General features: G+C 72.5%; 16 protein-coding genes. 7 read left to right on the forward strand and 9 right to left on the reverse strand.

What is annotated here, in order from left to right:
* Positions 1-18: 18 nt before the first annotated feature.
* Entirely contained in the window at positions 19-591 is a 573-nt protein-coding gene (locus tag NI25_RS36180; RefSeq protein WP_061446519.1) for a TetR/AcrR family transcriptional regulator, read from the reverse strand.
* Positions 592-819: 228 nt separating this feature from the next.
* Between NI25_RS36180 and NI25_RS36185 the strand changes: the two genes are divergently transcribed.
* Complete coding sequence (locus NI25_RS36185) at positions 820-2109, forward strand: phosphatase PAP2 family protein (RefSeq protein WP_420710817.1); 1290 nt, start codon at positions 820-822, stop codon at positions 2107-2109.
* Positions 2110-2125: 16 nt separating this feature from the next.
* On the opposite strand, the gene NI25_RS36190 is transcribed toward NI25_RS36185, so the two are convergent.
* Together NI25_RS36190 and NI25_RS36195 are read right to left on the reverse strand one after the other, a co-directional pair.
* Entirely contained in the window at positions 2126-3046 is a 921-nt protein-coding gene (locus NI25_RS36190; RefSeq protein WP_061446521.1) for an SDR family oxidoreductase, read from the reverse strand.
* A 208-nt stretch (positions 3047-3254) separates the two neighbouring features.
* A complete protein-coding gene (locus tag NI25_RS36195) occupies positions 3255-4775 on the reverse strand; it encodes a catalase (protein WP_061446522.1) in 1521 nt (506 codons plus the stop codon).
* Positions 4776-5147: 372 nt separating this feature from the next.
* On the opposite strand from NI25_RS36195, the gene NI25_RS40410 reads away from it, so the two are divergent.
* A complete protein-coding gene (locus tag NI25_RS40410) occupies positions 5148-5546 on the forward strand; it encodes a hypothetical protein (protein ID WP_061446523.1) in 399 nt (132 codons plus the stop codon).
* A gap of 169 nt (positions 5547-5715) precedes the next feature.
* Here NI25_RS40410 and NI25_RS36205 read toward each other — a convergent pair whose 3' ends face one another.
* Positions 5716-6669 carry a LysR family transcriptional regulator gene (locus NI25_RS36205; protein WP_078884811.1) on the reverse strand — a complete coding sequence of 318 codons (954 nt, stop codon included), beginning with the start codon at positions 6667-6669 and terminating at the stop codon, positions 5716-5718.
* Positions 6670-6781: 112 nt separating this feature from the next.
* On the opposite strand from NI25_RS36205, the gene NI25_RS36210 reads away from it, so the two are divergent.
* The 3 genes from NI25_RS36210 to mgrA all read left to right on the forward strand — a co-directional run bounded on the left by NI25_RS36210 (position 6782) and on the right by mgrA (position 9259).
* On the forward strand, positions 6782-7675 hold the full coding sequence (locus NI25_RS36210) for an NAD(P)H-binding protein (RefSeq protein WP_061446524.1): 894 nt from the start codon (positions 6782-6784) through the stop codon (positions 7673-7675).
* A 41-nt stretch (positions 7676-7716) separates the two neighbouring features.
* Entirely contained in the window at positions 7717-8082 is a 366-nt protein-coding gene (locus NI25_RS36215; protein ID WP_061446525.1) for a darcynin family protein, read from the forward strand.
* Between the two features lie 130 nt (positions 8083-8212).
* A complete protein-coding gene (gene mgrA / locus NI25_RS36220) occupies positions 8213-9259 on the forward strand; it encodes an L-glyceraldehyde 3-phosphate reductase (protein WP_061446526.1) in 1047 nt (348 codons plus the stop codon).
* Positions 9260-9304: 45 nt separating this feature from the next.
* Here the strand turns inward: mgrA and NI25_RS36225 are convergent, their stop codons facing one another.
* Genes NI25_RS36225 through NI25_RS36235 form a run of 3 tightly spaced genes read right to left on the reverse strand, consistent with a single transcriptional unit; the run spans position 9305 to position 13127 of the window.
* On the reverse strand, positions 9305-10486 hold the full coding sequence (locus NI25_RS36225) for an anhydro-N-acetylmuramic acid kinase (RefSeq protein ID WP_061446527.1): 1182 nt from the start codon (positions 10484-10486) through the stop codon (positions 9305-9307).
* Positions 10487-10545: 59 nt separating this feature from the next.
* Positions 10546-12117: a sodium:solute symporter gene (locus tag NI25_RS36230; RefSeq protein ID WP_061446528.1), complete on the reverse strand. Its 1572-nt coding sequence runs from the start codon at positions 12115-12117 to the stop codon at positions 10546-10548.
* 8 nt (positions 12118-12125) lie between these two features.
* Positions 12126-13127: an N-acetylglucosamine kinase gene (locus tag NI25_RS36235; RefSeq protein ID WP_061446529.1), complete on the reverse strand. Its 1002-nt coding sequence runs from the start codon at positions 13125-13127 to the stop codon at positions 12126-12128.
* A gap of 194 nt (positions 13128-13321) precedes the next feature.
* On the opposite strand from NI25_RS36235, the gene NI25_RS36240 reads away from it, so the two are divergent.
* Entirely contained in the window at positions 13322-14257 is a 936-nt protein-coding gene (locus NI25_RS36240) for a MurR/RpiR family transcriptional regulator (protein WP_061446530.1), read from the forward strand.
* A gap of 10 nt (positions 14258-14267) precedes the next feature.
* Here NI25_RS36240 and NI25_RS36245 read toward each other — a convergent pair whose 3' ends face one another.
* Both NI25_RS36245 and NI25_RS36250 read right to left on the reverse strand, forming a co-directional pair.
* Entirely contained in the window at positions 14268-15470 is a 1203-nt protein-coding gene (locus tag NI25_RS36245) for an alanine--tRNA ligase-related protein (RefSeq protein WP_061446531.1), read from the reverse strand.
* 327 nt (positions 15471-15797) lie between these two features.
* Entirely contained in the window at positions 15798-17264 is a 1467-nt protein-coding gene (locus NI25_RS36250; RefSeq protein ID WP_061446532.1) for an amidase, read from the reverse strand.
* A 125-nt stretch (positions 17265-17389) separates the two neighbouring features.
* Here NI25_RS36250 and NI25_RS36255 point away from each other — a divergent pair, with 125 nt between their 5' ends.
* On the forward strand, positions 17390-17977 hold the full coding sequence (locus tag NI25_RS36255) for a TetR/AcrR family transcriptional regulator (RefSeq protein ID WP_061446533.1): 588 nt from the start codon (positions 17390-17392) through the stop codon (positions 17975-17977).
* Positions 17978-18035 lie beyond the last annotated feature (58 nt).

Here is an 18035-nt window from a genome sequence, read left to right on the forward strand (position 1 = left end):
CCCGGGGCGGGGGCCGGTTCAGGAACTGGTCGGCCAGGTCCGCAGCAGGGCGTCCAGCGCGTTGAGGATCTCCGTCCAGCTCTCCTGGGAGCCGGGGGCACTGTGGCTGAAGCCCCCGGCCGTCTCCAGGCCGACGTACCCGCTGAAGACGCTGCCCAGCAGCCGCACGGCGTGCGTCTGGTGCGGTTCCGCGAGGTGGTATCCGCGCAGGATCGCACGCGACATCTGGGCGTGCCGCACGCCCGCGCCGGACGCCGCCGCCTCCGCGTCGAGGGGAAACCGGGTGGCGGCGAAGCGGCCGGGGTGTTCGAGGGCGTAGTCGCGGTAGACGTTCGCGAAAGCGATCAGCGCGTCCTTGCCCGCTCGGCCGGCCACCGCCTCGGAGGCACGGTCGGCCAGCTCCTCCAGAGCGAACAGCGCGATCCCGGTCTTGAGGTCGTGGGCGTTCTTCACGTGCGAGTACAGGCTGGCCGTCTTCACCCCGAACCGCCTGGCCAGCTCCGTCGGAGTGGTGCGCTCGAAACCGATCTCGTCGGCCGTCTCGGCCCCGGCCCTGATCAGGCCCTCGGTCGTCAGCCCTACCCGCGCCACACCCGTCCTCCGCATCGATTGCGCCGCATCCGTGGAAGATTATGGGCTTTCCTAACATGATTAGGCAACCTGTGCCGTTAGCATGTTCGAACTCGTGACGATCCGTACGAGTGACCCATGTGTCCGACCCCTAGCAAACGGGCCAAACAAGTGAAGACCACACCCACACGAATATCGTCGCGCAGAGACCCCGGCCCCCTGTTCGCCGTCCGGCGCCGGCCGCGGGCCGTGCTCTGGACCGCGGCGGGTGTGGTGACCCTCGGGTTCCTCGTCGCGCTGGAGTTCGCCGCCCGCCACTACGGCGAGCGGGGCCCGATCACCGAACAGGCGCGAGAGGTGATCTTCGCGCCCGACTCGGGACCGCTGCTGTACGCCGGGCTCGCCCTGACGATGGTGGTGCTGACCTGGCGCCAGCGCCTGATCGCGGCCGGTGCGGCGATCGGCATCGACGTCCTCTTCTGGCTGGTGCGCTGGGCGGTCGGCGCCGGCATGAACTTCGGCAACGGCGCGCTGTGGGTGGTCCTGGGCTGTGCGGTCGTCGCCGTGACGCGCCGTACGGGCGACGAGCGAGCCCTGCTGCTGAAGGGCTCGGGGCTGGGCCTGCTGCTGGTGGCCGGGCACAAGACCGGCGACACCTGGCTGCTCATCACCTCGGAGACCCGCAAGGCGGTGCTCGACCCGTACGTGGCCACCGCCGACCAGGCACTGGGCAACCCGTCCTGGCTGGTGGGCCGGTTCGTCGAGGCCACCGAACCGGTCGGCGGTCACGTGCTCCACCTCGTCTACGGTCAGCTGCCCCTGGCCGCGGCGCTCGTCGGGCTGTACCAGCTGCGTCACGTGGCGGCCGAGCGCCGCTTCCCGAGCCATCACCTCGTGCGGACCTTCCTCGTCATCGGCCTGCTCGGACCCGCCGTCTACATGATCTTCCCGGTCGTCGGACCGGTCTTCGCCTACGGCGCCGACGGCGGCCAGTGGGCGGTGGCCAACCTGTGGCCGCACACGCCGCCACCCGGCGGCGCCCCGCACGCGATCCCCTTCGACGACATCACCCCGCGCAACTGCATGCCCAGCCTGCACACGGCCTGGGCCACCACGCTGTTCATCCACTCCCGCAAGGGCTCCGGGCCCATGCGGTTCGCGGGTGCCTTCTGGCTGGCCGCCACGCTCACCGCGACGCTCGGCTTCGGCTACCACTACGGTGCCGACCTCGTCGCCGGCGTGGTGTTCGCGCTCACCGTCGAGGCCGCGATGCGCTCGTTCGCCCGGGGCTGGGACCGTGCGGGCGTCGGGCTGGTCGCCCACGGCACCACAGTGTTCGCCGCACTGCTCGTGTCGTACCGCTACCTGCCGGAGCGGATGGCCGGGCACCCGTGGGTCGCCGGGCCGCTGCTCGTCCTCGCGATGGCCTCCGTGGTCCTCGGATACATGCGCACCACCAGGCGGTGGGAGTCCGAGGCCGCGGCGGTGCGGCAGCCGGAACCGCCGCGCCCCGCGGAGCCGCGGCCCGAACTGGTCTGAAGCCCGGACCGGGGCGCTACTCGAAGTAGTGGCCCTGCTCGAGATCCTCGACCAGCCCCGGCTGGAGCGGCCGCCACCCCAGCAGCTCCCGGGTGAGGGCGCTGGACGCGGCGCGGTTGGCCGCGAACGGTCCCGCCAGCCACGTGAAGTGGGCGCCCGCCTCGGCGGCCGGGACCGACACCACCGGCAGGCCCAACCGCCGGCCGATCACCTCGGCGATGTCCCGGACGGGGACGCCCTCCTCCGCGACGGCGTGCAGCGTCGAGCCCCCGGGAGCCTTTTCCAGGGCGAGGCGGAACAGGTGCGCCGAGTCGAGACGGTGCGCGGCCGACCAGCGGTTGGTTCCGTCCCCGATGTATCCGGAGACTCCCTTCTCGCGGGCGATCCCGATGAGGGCCGGAACGAACCCGTTGTCGCCCTCGCCGTGATTGGTCGGGGCCAGCCGCACCACGGAGGAGCGGACACCACGGGCCGCCAGGGAAAGGGTCAGTTCGGCGGTGGCCGCCCGGACGTGCTGGGCGTCGCCCCGGGCGGCCGCGGCGAGATCCGGGTCGTGGCCGTCGCGTTCGGTCGCCACCCGCCCGGGAATCGCGGGAGTCCCGGACGCGATCGTGAACGGCCGGCCGGAGCCCGCGAGCGCCTCCCCCATCACCTCGACGGCCCGTCGGTCCGCCTCGCCCGCGCCCTTGAAGTCCCCCGAGAAGGCGATGTCGTGCTTGAAGGCCAGGTGCACGACCCCGTCCGAGCCGGCGGCCGCGCCCCGCAGGACGTCGAGGTCGTCGAGGGTGCCGCGGACCACTTCGGCCCCGGCCGCGGTGAGCGCGTCGGCCGAGGCGTGCGACCGGGCGAGGCCCACGACCTGGTGACCCGCCCCGATGAGCTCGGGAACGACGGCTGAGCCGATCCAGCCGGAGGCGCCGGTGACGAAAACGCGCATGAGAATCCTCCAGTCATGCCTGTGCAAGGGCGGCCCATGATTGATGACAGCCGCTGTCATCGACCGTAACACAGGCGATGTCAGTCACTGTCGTCGTGGCGAAGTGAGGGGCATGACGCGGAAGACGCGACGCGGGGCGTGTGCCGGGTGGCGCACGCCCCGCGTCGACGAAGAGCGGAGACCGGAGGTCTCCCGCGGAGGGTCCGGGTCAGGCCTTGCCCTGCATGGACTGCCGGGCGGGATTGCTCTGCTCGGCGGCCTTGAAGTCCTTCTCGCCCGCCTTCGCCCGCACCCCCCGCTCGATGCGTTCACCCGTGGTCTTGTCGATGTTCGACCAGTACTCGAAGGCGCGCTTGAGCACGGGCTCGGTCACCTCGTTGAGGAGGTGGTCGACCACGTTGTCGACGAGCCGGTCACGGGCGGCGTCGTCCATGACGTCGCGCACCAGCGTGCCCGGCTGGGTCCAGTTGTCGTCCTCGGCGTGGTCGACGTAGGCGCTGCGGGTGATCGCCCCGTCCGTCTGCCAGCTGGGCGGGGTGCCGAACCGCTCGGTGTCCGCGGCGGGGCCGCCCTTGGAGTTCGGCGCGTAGACCGGGTCGGACTTCTTCCGGTAGGCCATCTGGCCGTCCTTGGAGTAGCTGTGGACGTCGACGACCGGGGCGTTCACGGGGAGCTGCTGGTAGTTCGCGCCGATCCGGTAGCGCTGGGCGTCCGGATACGAGAACAGCCGGGCCAGCAGCATGCGGTCCGGGCTCGGGCCGATGCCCGGGACCATGTTGGCGGGTGCGAAGGCAGCCTGCTCGATCTCTGCGTGGTTGTCCGTCGGGTTGCGGTCCAGGGTCATGCGGCCGACCGGGATGAGGGGGTAGTCGCCGTGCGGCCACACCTTCGTCAGGTCGAACGGGTTGAACCGGTAGCCCGGGGCGTCCTTGTACGGCATGACCTGCACGTGCAGCGTCCAGCTCGGGAAGTCGCCCTCACGGATGTGCTCGAAGAGGTCCCGTGTGTGGTAGTCGGTGTCGGCCGCCGCCATCTGGTCGCCCTCGTGCTGGGTGAAGCACTCGATGCCCTGGTCGGTCTTGAAGTGGTACTTCACCCAGAACTGCTCGCCCTTCGCGTTGATCCACATGTAGGTGTGCGAGGTGTAGCCGTTCATGTGGCGCCAGGACCGCGGGATGCCCCGGTCTCCCATCAGCCAGGTGACCTGGTGGGCCGACTCCGGCGAGAGGGTCCAGAAGTCCCACTGCATGTCGTGGTCGCGCAGGTTGCTGTCCGCCCGCCGCTTCTGCGACCGGATGAAGTGCTGGAACTTCATCGGGTCCTTCACGAAGAACACCGGCGTGTTGTTGCCGACCACGTCGTAGTTGCCCTGGCTGGTGTAGAACTTCACGGCGAAGCCGCGCGGGTCGCGCCAGGTGTCCGGGCTGCCGCGCTCCCCCGCGACGGTCGAGAAGCGGGCGACGAGCTCGGTGCGTGTGCCCGGCTGGAAGACGGCCGCCTTGGTGTAGGCGCTCACGTCGTGCGTGACCTCGAAGTGGCCGAAGGCGCCGCTGCCCTTCGCGTGCGGCTGCCGCTCGGGGACGCGTTCCCGGTTGAACTGCGCCATCTGCTCGATGAGATAGGCGTCCTGGAGGAGGATCGGGCCCGCCGGGCCCGCGGTGAGCGAGTGTTCGTCGCTCTCCGCCGGCGCGCCGGAGTCCGTGGTGGTGGCGGGCGGGGTGTCCGTCATGAGGCTGCCTTTCGTGGGGGAGTGGCTGACGCACGGGGGCCGCGCGACTCGCACCCGGGACGCGGAGCGGCCCTGATCGCGCTGCCCGGCGAAGGGGCCCCGCCGACACCCGCGCCGTGCCCGGGGCCGCGGTTCACGCGCTCTCCGCGGGACGCGTGCCTCGCAGCGGCCACGCCGATCCGGCCGAGGTGCGACCACGTGCCGAGCGGTGCCGGGCGGCGGAGCCCGTCGGCCCGGTCGTCGTGCCGGGTCCCGGTGCCGGAACGCACCGTGTACTCGCCCTCGCCCATCCGTCCAGGACCCTCCGGAGTGCCGTCGTCCGTATCAGTCTCCGCCGCCTTCCGGCCCTCGCAAGCGGAGCGGCCGGCGGCGGTGACGCGCACCGGCGGCCCGGGCTGCGGCACGCTCGCCGAACCGGCCTCGGCCGGGACCCCGTTCCTCGCGGCCGGCCGGAACGCCGACCTCGGGGCCGGCCGGAACGCCGCCGGTGATCGACAGGACGCCTCCGCAGCTCCGGCAGCTCAGACGCCTCCGACGTCTCTGGACACGACCCCGCTCTTCGGCCGGCTCCCGGACGCCGAGCCCGACCCGCTGATGCCCCTGTACTTCGCTTTCGGCCTGCCGCGCCTCGCCACCCGCTGCCTGTACCCGGACCGAATCGAGGGCACCCGTTTGATGCGCCGAGCGCCATCCCGCATCGCCGAGTTCCGGGAGACCGTCGTGACCGCCGGCCCCGCGCGGCAGACGGGAATTGCCAGACAGGCCCTCTAGGTGTACTGACCCGCAGGGTTGTTCACGCGGCTGATCGGTGGGTGGCCGCCGAGTGCCGACGCTCCGCGTCGACGCCCTCCTCCGCCTTGCGGCTGCACGCACCAGACCCCGCTCACCGGCGTCGACGAGGTGCCGTGCCTGTCCTGCGACCTGATCCGCCGGACAGGCCCTAGCCGGCCCGGCTGGGCGCCAGCACCCGGCGGACGGCGGAGCGGAGCCAGTGGTGGGCGCCGTCGGCGGTGTGCCGGGGATGCCAGGCCATGCCGATGGACACGGGCGGCAGCGTCAGCGGAACGTCGAGGAGGCGCAGCCCGAGGGCCGAGGACTGCTCGGTGAGCGGGCTCGGAGACGCGCCCGCGGTGTCCGGCACGGCGGGGACCAGGGCGACGACGTCGGTGCGGGCGGCGAGGGAGAGCGCGGCCAGGTGCGACGGGAGGACCACGGCGACCCGGCGGCTGAGGCCGTGCTCGGCGAGGGCGGCGTCGACGGGACCCTCGAAGCGGCCCCGGCGGCTGACCGCGACATGCTCGGCCGCGGCGAACCGGGCCGGGGTCAGGGGCCCCTCGGTGAGCGGGTGGCCGGGCCGGACGGCCGCCGTCATCCGCAGGGTGACCAGGTCCTCGACCCGGGTTTCCGGATCCACGTGCTCGATCGCCCCGACCTCCAGGTCGACCCGGCCGTCACGGAGGGCCGGCCCCGCCTCCAGCTCCTCGGCCCGGAACCGCAGCGAGATCCCCGGCGCCTCCTGCCCGGCCAGCGTCAGCAGACCGGCGGCGAGGGCCGCGCCCACCAGATCGGCGGTCTGGAGGCTGAAGGTGCGGCGCAGCGTGGCGGGGTCGACGCCGGTGGCCGGAGCCAGCAGTGCGCCGAGCCCGCGGACCACGGCGGCCGCCTCCTCCCGCAGGGCCAGTGCCCTCGGGGTCGGCACCATGGTCTGTCCGGCGCGGACCAGGAGAGGGTCCTGGAGGATCCGGCGGAGGCGGCCCAGAGTGCGGCTCATCGCCGCGGGGGAGGTGTGCATGCGGGCGGCGGCGCGGGTGACGCTCTGCTCGGTGAGCAAGGCGTCAAGGGCGACCGCGAGGTTGGCGTCGATGACCGGCGCGACCGGATCCGTGCTGTTCACCAGTGTTATTCCGTTCCAGGCAACAATCGCTTGCTGAAGTTCCCATTGTGGCAACACCGCGTGGCTCCCCAGGATGAGGCCGTACCGAAACGGCACGACCCACGAGGTTTTCATGATCGTCATTACTGCTCCGACCGGGAACATCGGGCGACGGCTGATGCCCCTGCTCCTGGACTCCGCCCCCGCCCGCGGCGAGGAACTGCGCGTGATCGTGCGCGACCCCGCACGACTGCCCGACACCGTGCGCGAGCGCGTCGAGGTGGTCACCGGCTCGCACGGGGACCCCGCGGTCGTCGACCGGGCCTTCGACGGTGCCGACGCCGTCTTCTGGCTCGTCCCGCCGGACTCCTCCCGCACCCCGGACGACGCCTACCGGGGGTTCACCCGTCCCGCCGCCGAGGCGCTCGCCGCGCACGGCGTGGGCCACGTCGTCGGCGTCTCCGCCCTGGGCCGCGGCACCCCGGTCGCCGGCCGCGCCGGACTCGTCACCGCGTCCCTCGCCATGGACGACCTCATCGCGGCGACCGGTGTCGCCTACCGGGCCCTGGCCAACCCGTCCTTCTTCGAGAACCTCCTCGAGGAGGCCGACTCCATCCGGGACGAGGGCTGCTTCACGGACACGGCGGCCGCCGACCGCAAGGCCCCCTTCGCGGCCGTCGCCGACATCGCCGCCGTGGCCGCCGGCCTGCTGCTCGACCGGTCCTGGACCGGCAACGGCAGCGTCCCGGTGCTCGGTCCGCGCGACCTGTCACCCAACGACCTGGCCCGCATCATGACCGAACGGCTCGGCCGCCCGGTCCGCTACGAACGCCAGTCCCTCGACGGACTGCGCACCGCACTCGTCGGCCACGGCGTCGACCCCGCGTTCGCCCAGGGCGTCGTCGACATGAAGCGGGCCAAGGACGACGGCCTCGACGCGGGCGTCCCCCGGACCCCTGAGACCACGACCCCGACCACCTTCGAGCACTGGGTCGACCAGATCCTCGGGCCCGCGCTCCGGCCCTGATCTCCGCCCGGCCGAACGACGTCCCGGAAAGGGAGGCAACCATGCCCGCACACACCACCGAACCCCCCGTCACCGCGTTCATGCTCGTCAAGACCACACCCGAATGGCTCGCCATGACCGTCGAGGAGCGGATCCACGCCTTCACCACGGAGGTCGTCCCCGTGATCGAGGCGAGGACCACCGGTGTCCGCTCACGCTTCTACGACACGGAGTTCTACTCCGCCCGCGTCACCGACGTCTGGGTCTGGGAGGCGGTCGGCCACCAGGCCTACCAGCTGCTCGTCGACGCCCTGCGCGAAACCCCGTTCTGGGACCGGTACTTCGAGGTCGTCGACCTCCTCGTCGGCACCGAGAACGGCTACGCCCGCACCTACGGCGTGGAGGCGGTCACCGCCATCTCCACCTGAGACACCGCCCGCCCGGCGCGACCGGGCGGGCGGGACCGGGTGGACCGGGCGGTCGACGGCGGTGAGAAACTGACGGGGTCCGCGAAGCCGCCGCGGCCGCCCCACCCCGCTTCACACCGGAGAACGCCCCATGAGCCACGTCGCCGACCCCAGCCGCTACGACGGCACCATGCACTACCGCCGCACCGGACGCTCCGGGCTCGACCTGCCCGCGCTGTCCCTGGGCTACTGGCACAACTTCGGCGACGACAAGCCCTTCGAGACCCAGCGGCAGATCGCCCTGCGCGCCTTCGACCTGGGCATCACCCACCACGACCTCGCCAACAACTACGGCCCGCCCTACGGATCCGCCGAGATCAACTTCGGCCGGATCATGCGGCAGGACCTGGCGCCGTACCGCGACGAGCTGGTGATCTCCACCAAGGCCGGATGGGACATGTGGCCCGGCCCCTACGGCCAGGGCGGCGGCTCGCGCAAGTACGTACTCGCCTCCCTCGACCAGTCTCTGAAGCGCATGGGCCTCGACTACGTCGACATCTTCTACTCCCACCGCCTGGACGCCTCCACGCCGCTGGAGGAGACCATGACCGCGCTGGACACGGCGGTGCGGCAGGGCAAGGCGCTCTACGTCGGCATCTCCTCCTACGACGCCGAACGCTCCCGGCAGGCCGCCGCCATCCTCCGCGACCTGGGCACGCCGCTGCTCATCCACCAGCCCTCCTACAACATGCTCAACCGGTGGATCGAGACCGAGGGCCTGCTCGACGCGGCGGCCGACGAGGGCTTCGGCGTCATCGGCTTCACCGCGCTCGCCCAGGGGCTGCTCACCGGCCGCTACCTCGACGGCGTGCCCGAGGGCTCCCGCGCCACCCAGGGCAAGTCCTTCGCGGCCGACTGGCTCACCGAGGACACCGTCCGGCGGCTGCGCGCCCTCGACGACATCGCCGCCCGCCGGGGCCAGAGCCTGGCGCAGATGGCGCTCGCCTGGGCGCTGCGCGATTCGCGCGTCACCTCGCTGGTCATCGGCGCCTCCCGCCCCGAGCAGCTCGAGGAGAACGTGGCCGCCCTCGGCAACCTCGCCTTCGGCGACGACGAACTCGCCGAGATCGACCGGCACGCGGTCGTCGACGGCGACGTCGACCTGTGGCGGCAGGCCCGCACCGGCGCCCTCGGCTGAGGCGCCGCCCGCCCGGACGCTCCGTTCAGGCCCCCGGCGTTCCGTTCAGCACGAGGGTCCGCCGGCGATACGGAGCAGCCGGGGCGGCTCGTGCGCCGGTTCGGGCAGCCGCAGCGGCTCCAGCCCCGGCGTGACGGTGCCGAGCAGAGCCGCCCGGCGCGCCCCCGTACCCGAGGGAATCGCGCCCGGCAGGCCGTTGACGGTCAGGAAGCCCAACAGGGCGAAGGCCAGCGCCTCCTTGGCGTCCGACGGCAGCCCGAGCGCGTCGCTGGAGCCGAGGGCAACCCCGGGCAGCTCCTCGGCGATCATGCGCATCAGCACGGGATTGCGCGCCCCGCCGCCGGACACCACGACCCGCGTGACGCCGTGCGCACGGCAGGCGCCGGCGACCGTGACGGCGGTGAGCCGGGCCAGCGTCGCCAGGACGTCGTCGGGTTCCGCGACGGGCGCCGCCTCCAGCGCGTCGAGCAGGTACGGCAGGTGGAAGTGCTCCTTGCCGGTGCTCTTCGGGGCCGGCCTGCCGTAGTAGGGGTCGTCGAGCAGCACCCGCAGCAGCTCCGGATCGACCCGGCCCGCCCCGGCCCGGCGCCCGTCCTCGTCGTACTCGGCCGCGCCGTCCGTGAAGTGCCGTACGGCGGCGTCCATCAGGGCGTTCGCGGGCCCGGTGTCGAAGGCAAGCGGTTCGGCGCCGGGCGCGACGACGGTGACGTTGGCGATCCCGCCGAGGTTGAGGGCCGCGGGGACGCCGGGCAGCGCGGCCAGGGCGAGGGCGTCGGTCATGGCCACCAGCGGTGCTCCCTGGCCACCGGCGGCGACGTCCCTGCCGCGCAGGTCGGAGACGACGGGCAGTCCGGTCGCCTCCGCGATCCAGGCGGGCTGCCCGAGCTGGAGGGTGCCGCGCACGGAACCCTCCTCCACCCAGTGGTACATGGTCTGCCCGTGCGAGACCACCAGATCGGCGCCGCCCCCGCACAGCTCGCGCACGGCACGCACGGCCACGTCCGCGAACGCCTGCCCGATGCCGGTGTCCAGTTCGGCGACGGCCCGCATCGTCACCGCTGCCGGCGGCAGACTGCCGGCGATCAGGTCGCGCAGCCGGCCGGGGTAGGGGGCGGAGAGATGGCCGAGCGGACGCATCACCAAAGTCTCGCCCCGGAGTTCGAGGTCCGCGGCGGCCGCCTCGACGGCGTCGTAGGACGTGCCTGACATCAGGCCGATCACACGCACGATGCACTCCTGCGATGGTTGGGCGAGCCGGGCGGGCCACGGTGCCCGCCCGGACGGGATCACTTCCGGTCGGCCGCCGTCGTCAGCCGGTCCGGCCCGGCACCCGGCTCCTTGTCGAGCGCGTTGCCCGCCGCGGACCGGGGCGCCCGGTGGAACAGGCTCAGCACACCGCCGACGACCAGGGTGATCACCACGCCGATGGGCACCAGCCACTGGGCCGCGATCGCCTGCGACACCGTCGTCCCGTCCGAGGTGACGTCGATCTTCACCCCGCGCACGATGTACGTCATCACGCCGATGGTGACCAGGAAGGCCACGATGGAATCGGCCTCGTTGGCGCGTTTGACGAGCCGCCCCAGCAGGAAGGCGCCCAGCAGCGCGCCGTAGGTGTAACCCGCGATGGTGAGACCGGTCAGATAGACGTTGCCCGTGCTCGCGCTGAACGCGCAGGCGAACACCGCCATGAGCGTCGCCCACACCAGCGTCGTCCAGCGGGCCAGCCGGAGCAGCGTCTCCTCGGACGGTGTGGTGCGGAAGAAGCTGTGGATGATGTCGGCGACCGTCGAATTGGACATGGAGTTCAGCGCCGAGGACAGCGAGCCCATCGCGGCGCCCAGGATGCCGGCCACGAGCAGGCCCGAGACGACCACCGGCAGCCCGTGCAGGATGAACTCCGGGTAGAGGTTGTCCGAGCTGGACAGCCCAAGCTCCGAGAAGGACCTGCCCTCGTTGAACGACCACAGCAGGGCGCCGACGAGCGAGAACGCGGCGAACTGGACGGTCACGAAGACGCCCGAGGCGATCATGGCCTTCTGGCCCTCGCGCAGCGTCCGGGTCGCCAGCACGCGCTGGACGATGAGCTGGTCGGAGCCGTGCGAGGCCATGGCGAAGATGGCGCCGCCGACGATGGCCGTGGGCAGGGCGAACGGGCTGGTGAGGATGTGGGCGAGGTTGAAGTCGGTGTCGAAGAGCGTGAACCGTCCGGCGTCCAGGGCGCGCGCGTAGCCGTCGCCGCCGACGTGCGCGGACAGCACCGCCACGGCGAGGACCGCGCCGCCGAGGTAAAGGATCATCTGGATGGCGTCGGTCCAGATGACCGCCTTGATGCCGCCCAGGTAGGTGTAGACGACGGTGATCAGCGTGATCACGACGATGATGACGCGGTAGCTCGCGTGCACGCCGAACTCGTCGAGCAGCAGCTTGATCGGGATGGCGGAGGCGAACAGCCGCACACCCTCGGCCAGAAGCCGGGTGAACACGAACGTCACCGACGCGAGCCCCTGCAGCTTCAGCCCGAACCGGTCGCCCAGGTACTGGTAGGCGCTGACGAAGCCGCCGCGTTTGTAGAGGGGGATGAGCACGGTGGCCACGACGACACGTCCGACGACGTAGCCCAGGGCGAGTTCGACGTTGCCGAATGCCTGGCCGCTGTAGGCGCCGCCGGGGACGCTGATGACGGTCAGCACGCTGGTCTCCGTGGCGACGACGGAGAAGGAGACCGTCCACCACGGCATGTGGCCCTCACCGACGAAGTAGTCCTTCGCCGACTTCTGCCGGCCGGCCTTTCGCAGGCCGATCCAGGCGATCCCGATCAGATAGACCACGATCACCACGAGGTCGAGCTGGCGCACGCTTGCTCCTAGGCACGGGCCGGTGGGTTCGCCGGCGCGGGGGGAAGTGGGGTGGCGGCCGTCCGGTGGACGCGGACGACGAGACGGGCATGGGGGGTGGAGCGGTCCACGGCCAGCAGCCGGGCCCCGTCGAGGGGGTCGCCGAGCGCGGACGTCAGCCGCACCGGGAGTCCGGATCCGGTGAGCGCCGCGGTCAGCGGAGCCGTCAGGGCCGGGCCGAGACCCGTGAGACCGCCGGTGACGGCCAGGGGCAGCGGGCCGCCGTCCGAGACGATCCGGCCGGCCGCCGCGAGGGCGGTCTCGGCCAGGTCGGCGGCCGCCTCCCGGACGATCGCCGAGGCCACGGCGTCCCCCGCGTCGGCGGCACGGGCCACCTCCGGGGCGAACGAGGCGGCAGTCCGGGCCGGGTTGCCGTCCCCTCCGACGGTCGCCGGCAGCCGTTCGGGATCGCCGAAGAGACGGGTGGCCGCGTCCAGCAGGGCGGTGGCCGGGCCCCGGCCGTCGTGGGCGCGCAGGGCCGCGCGCAGTCCGGCCGTGCCGATGCGGGCGCCGCTGCCGTCGTCGCCGAGCAGGGGACCCCACCCGTCGACGCGTGCGTACGTCCCGTCGGCGCCGATGCCGACCGCGACCGACCCGGTGCCGATCGCCAGCACCACACCCGCCCGTCCGCCGAGCGCGCCCGCGTGGGCGGTGACGGCGTCGCTGGTGACCGCCGCATCGTCGACGGGCAGGTCCTCCAGGAGAGCGCTGGCCAGGGCACGGGACGCCGCGGGGGCCGAAGCCGCTCCGGCGGCACCCACCAGGACGGCTTCTGGCCGGGCGCCGCCCCGCTCCCGCAGCAGCGGCTCGACGGCGGCACGCACCGCCGCCCGGGCCGCCGCCACACCGTCGGGCGCCGCCAGACCGGGAGCACCGGCCACGGAGCTGACGGACGGTGAGGACTCGGCGCCGCGCCACAGCACGGCGCGACAACCGGTCTTCCCCAGATCCACCGCCACCACTGCAGTCATACGGCTCGCCCCTTGCCCGAGGACCCGGCACGTCGAAGGCCACCGGGTCGCCGGTGACCGGTGCGGATCGCCGTCCGAGTATGGGAACGCCGCCCTCCGGATGTCAATAAGTAACGTGCGGTCGTTCACCACGTAACTTTTTGACGCCTTCGGGGCGCCCCACTACCCTGTGTTCACCACACCCAGGAGGGGCCATGGTCCGCCAGTCCTCGTCCCGCGTGCCGGAGGAGTCCGCCCAGGACGCCCCGCCCGCCGACATCCTCACGCGCATCCGCGCCGCCCGCCCCTCCCTGGCTCCCTCGGAACGGCGGGTGGCCGACGCCGTCCTGGCCGACCCGGGACAGGTCGCCGAGCTCTCCATCCACGCACTGGGGGAGCGGGCCAGCACCTCGGCGGCCACCGTCATGCGGTTCTGCCGCACCATCGGCACGGGCAACTACCCCCAGCTGCGCCTGGCGCTGGCCGCCGCGGCGGCGCGGGAGCACGCCCTGGGCGGCGAACGGGCGGCGCAGGGCGGCACCGACATCAGCCCCACGGACTCGCTGGACCGGATAGTCAGCAAGATCATCTACAACGAGGTACGGGCCCTGGAGGACTCGGGCGCCGGACTCGACGTCGACGCGCTGGGCCGGGCGGTCGACGCCGTGGCCAAGGCCCGCAGGGTCGACATCTTCGGCGTCGGTGCCAGCGCGTTCGTCGGCCAGGACCTGCACCAGAAACTCCACCGCATAGGCCGGATGGCCTTCATCTGGAGCGACCGGCACGCGGCGCTCACCGCGACGGCCCTGCTGGGTCCCGGCGACGTGGCCCTGGCCGTCTCCCACTCCGGCGAGACCGAGGACACCACCGAACCCCTCCAGGCCGCGGCCGAACGCGGAGCCACCACCATCGCCCTGACCAACGACCCGGGCTCCACGCTCGCGACCAGTGCCGACCTGGTGCTGACGACGTGCGCGCGGGAAACGCCGTTCCGCTCCGGCGCGACCGTCAGCCGCATCGCCCAGCTCGCGGTCGTCGACTGCCTCTTCGTCGGAGTCGCCCAGCGCTCCTACGACGCGGCGACCACCGCCCTCGAAGAGACCTACGGGGCCGTCCAGCGCCGCCGGCGCCCCGCACGCCGCACCGGATGACGAGGCGTCACTACCGCCCGGCCCCCACGCCTCGCGTTTCCGGGTACTCGCCCTCGCGCAGGCTCGTCACCAGTTCGCGCGGCAGGCCGTGGGTGTCGTGGAGGTAGTGGAAGTCCTCCTCCCCCAGCGGGCCCCGGAAGCGAGGCCGGGCGAGCACGTTCCGGCCGCGTTCCAAGAGCCGCCGGAACCGGCGCTCCTCCTCCACGAGCAGACGCCGTACGAGACCGGGGTCCCCGTCCTGCCGGAAGTGGTCGAACGTGTGCGTGATCAGCTCCTGCGGCAGGTCGCCCAGCTCCCGCGAGGGATCGTCCCGCCACAGCACGGTGAGCAGCCGTCGCACCAGGCGGCGCAGCACGTATCCCTGGCCGGTGTTGGCCGGACGCACCCCGTCGCCGACGACCACGGCCGAGGACCGCAGATGGTCGCAGACCACACGGAACGACGGTTCGTCCAGCGGCCACAGGGACGGCAGCACCCGACGCCACGGTTCGAAGACGTCGCACTCGAAGACCGACGACCTGCCCTGCAGCAGCGAGGCCAGGCGCTCCAGGCCCAGGCCGGTGTCGACGTTGCGCTGCGGAAGCGGCACGAGACGCCCGTCGTCGAGCCGGCGGTGACGCATCATCACGTGGTTCCAGACCTCCACCCAGCGGTCGTCGCCCGTGGGCGTGGACCGGGGCGGGCAGTCACCGCTCCACAGGAAGATCTCCGAGTCGGGTCCGCACGGACCCACCGGACCGTTGGACCACCAGTTGTCCTCCTCCGTCAGCTCCACGGGCACGCCGCGCTCCTGCCACAGCCGCAGGGACTCGGTGTCCGGCCCGACCTGCTCGCCGCCCCCGTACACGGTGGCGTGCAGCAGACCCGGGTCGACGCCCAGTCCCTCGGTGAGCAGCCGGTGGGCCCAGTCGAGGCTCCGTGAACCCCCGTAGTCGCCCAGCGACCAGGTGCCGAGCATCTGGAACACCGTCAGATGGCTGCTGTCGCCGACCTCGTCCAGGTCCGTGGTGCGCAGACAGCGCTGCACGTTGACCAGCCGCCGCCCCAGCGGATGGGGGCGGCCCTCCAGGTACGGGGTGAGCGGATGCATGCCGGCGCTGGTGAACAGCACGGGGTCGCCGGGTTCGGGCAGGAGTGTCGAGCCGGTGATCCGGCGATGGCCGTGTTCCTCGTAGTACTCGACGAACGTCCGGACGATCTGCTCGGTGTCCATGAGGTGACTCCTTCGCTTCGAAGCGGGAGGGGCACCGGAGAACGGCACGGTGTGGTCCTCGCACCGAGGCGAAGGCGACCGAGCGCCACGCGCACCACCGACGGGCCGTTTCCGGTCGCCGGTGGAAGAGGGGAAGGTCAGACGGCGGCAACCGGCGAGCTGGTCGCTCGCGCGGTCGCAACGGTGCGTGTGCCGATGACGTTCATGTCACGAACATAACGCTTCCGGCCCCTGCAGGCACCTGGGTTTTCCGCAACCGAGGCATCCCGTCCGGCCGTCCCCACCTCGGCACAGCAGCGCCCGGCGGCCCTGCGCCCTCGTAACACCTCAGTTGTCACCCCGCAGAGGTTTTGGTACGGCCCCCGCCCACACGGCGGGGGTCCGGCCCGACCACGGCTGTGCCCGTTCGAGCTGTCCGGCGAGGCGGAAGAGGAGGTCCTCGCGCCCGAAACCGGCGGCGAACTGCATGCCGACCGGGAGTCCCGTCCCGGTGTCGGCCGTCAGCGGCACGGACATGGCCGGTGTGCCGGCCACGTTGAACGCCATGGTGAACGGTGAGCGGTCGTTGAGCCGGTCGATCCAGCCGAGGCCGTCGAGCGCTTCCGCCCCCTCGCCGTAGGCGCCCAGCAGCGGGGGGAGCTCCGGCAGGGTGGGGGTGAGCAGCAGGTCGTGGGTGCCGAAGAACCCGGCCAGAGCGCGGGCGACGCGGTTGCGCAGGGCGAGGGCGTCGACGAACTGGGGCCCGCTGACCCGCTGTCCGTAGCGGTGGGCGGCCAGTGTCGACGGCTCGAGGGTCGAGGAGTCGACGGGCCGGCCGAGGGCGGCGGCCAGACCGTCGACGGAGGCCGCTAGGTTCGCCGTCGAGAGGCGGGCGTTGGCCAGCACGAACTCCTCCCAGCCGGCACCCAGGCCGACCGCGACCTCCTCCGTCCGGTGGCCGAGGGATTCGAGCAGCCGCACCGTACGCTCCAGCGCGTCGGCCACCGGGGCGGTGGTCCGGCGCCCGCCCCAGGCCTGCGGGAGGACCCCGATCCGCAGGGGTCCCGGAGCGCGGGTGACTTCCTCCGAGTAAGGGATGCGCGGCTGCTCGGCGAAGTAGGGGTCGCCCGGTTCCGGGCCGCGTATCAGGTCGAGCAGCGCCGCGCTGTCCCGCACGGTCCGGCTGACGCAGCCCTGGACGGCCAGCCCGTTGAACCCCTCGTCGAGGGCGGGCCCCATGGAGACCCGGCCGCGGGTCGGCTTCAGCCCGAAGAGGCCGTTGTACGCGGCGGGGATGCGCAGCGAGCCCGCCGCGTCGGTGGCGTGGGCGAGAGGGACCACCCCGGCCGCCACAGCCGCACCCGCGCCGCCACTGGATCCGCCGGCGCCGCGGCCGGGGTCCCACGGGTTGCGGGCCGGGCCGTACAGCACCGGTTCCGTGGTGATGCTGTAGGCCAGCTCCGGTGTCGCGGTCCGCCCGAGGGTCACCAGGCCGGCCCGGCGGAAGCGCCGCATCAGGAAGGAGTCGGAGCGGGCGACGTGCCCGGCCGCCAGACGGCTGCCCATCTCGGTGCGCCGGCCCGCCATGGAGATGCCGAAGTCCTTGATCAGGAAGGGAACTCCGGCCAGCGGCGTGCTGCCGGGGGCGGGCCGGTCGTCGGCCGGCCAGGTCTCCACGACCGCCCGGATCGCGGGATCGACCGTCCGTACCGCCTCGCGCGCGGCCGCCTCCACCTCGGCGGGCGACACCTCGCCCTCGGCCATCAGCTCCGCGAGCCCCACCGCGTCGTGGCGCACGTATTCGGAAACTCTCACTGTCACTCCTCGGAACACAGAACGGTACTGGTGAGTCCCATGCGATACCGATCGGTATCGTCCGGGACGGACTGGTACCGTAACAGGAAGGGAAGAGCCCCATCGAGGCACGTCACGGAGCAGGGATGACATCGACCGCCGCCAGGCCGGGCAGAGTGGCGAAGCTGCCGCCGCGTGAGCGCATCCTCGACGCGGCCGAGGAGCTGTTCCAGAGAGAGGGCATCCAGCGCGTCGGCGTCCAGGCCGTCGCCGAGAAGGCCGAGACCACCAAGATGGCGATCTACCGGCACTTCGAGACCAAGGACGCGCTGGTCGCGGAGTGGCTGCGGATCCTGGCCGCCGAGTACCAGGCGGCCTTCGACCGGGTCGAGGCCGAACACCCCGGCCGGCCCCGGGAGCAGATCCTGGGCCTGGCCCGCTTCATCGCGGAGGGCCTGCCGTCGCTCTCGTACCGGGGCTGCCCCTTCATCAACTCGCTCGCCGAACTTCCCGACCGCTCCCACCCCGCGCGGAGGGTGATCGAGGAGCACAAGGCGCACCAGACCCGCAGACTGGTCGGCATGTGCGCCGAGGCCGGGCTGCCCGACCCCGAGCAGGTCGCCGCTCAGATCACCTTCGTACTCGAGGGCGCTCAGGTCAGCACGCAGAACGGAAGCATCGACCGGGCGGGGGAGCGGTTGATGCGCATCGTCGAGGCGATCCTCGACCAGTAGTCCCGGGCAGAAGCGGCCCCCGGCGCGCAGGCCGGGGGCCGGTGGTGACGGGGCGGCG

The organism is Streptomyces sp. CCM_MD2014, assembly GCF_000772045.1.
In the GTDB taxonomy this organism is placed as follows: domain Bacteria; phylum Actinomycetota; class Actinomycetes; order Streptomycetales; family Streptomycetaceae; genus Streptomyces; species Streptomyces salinarius.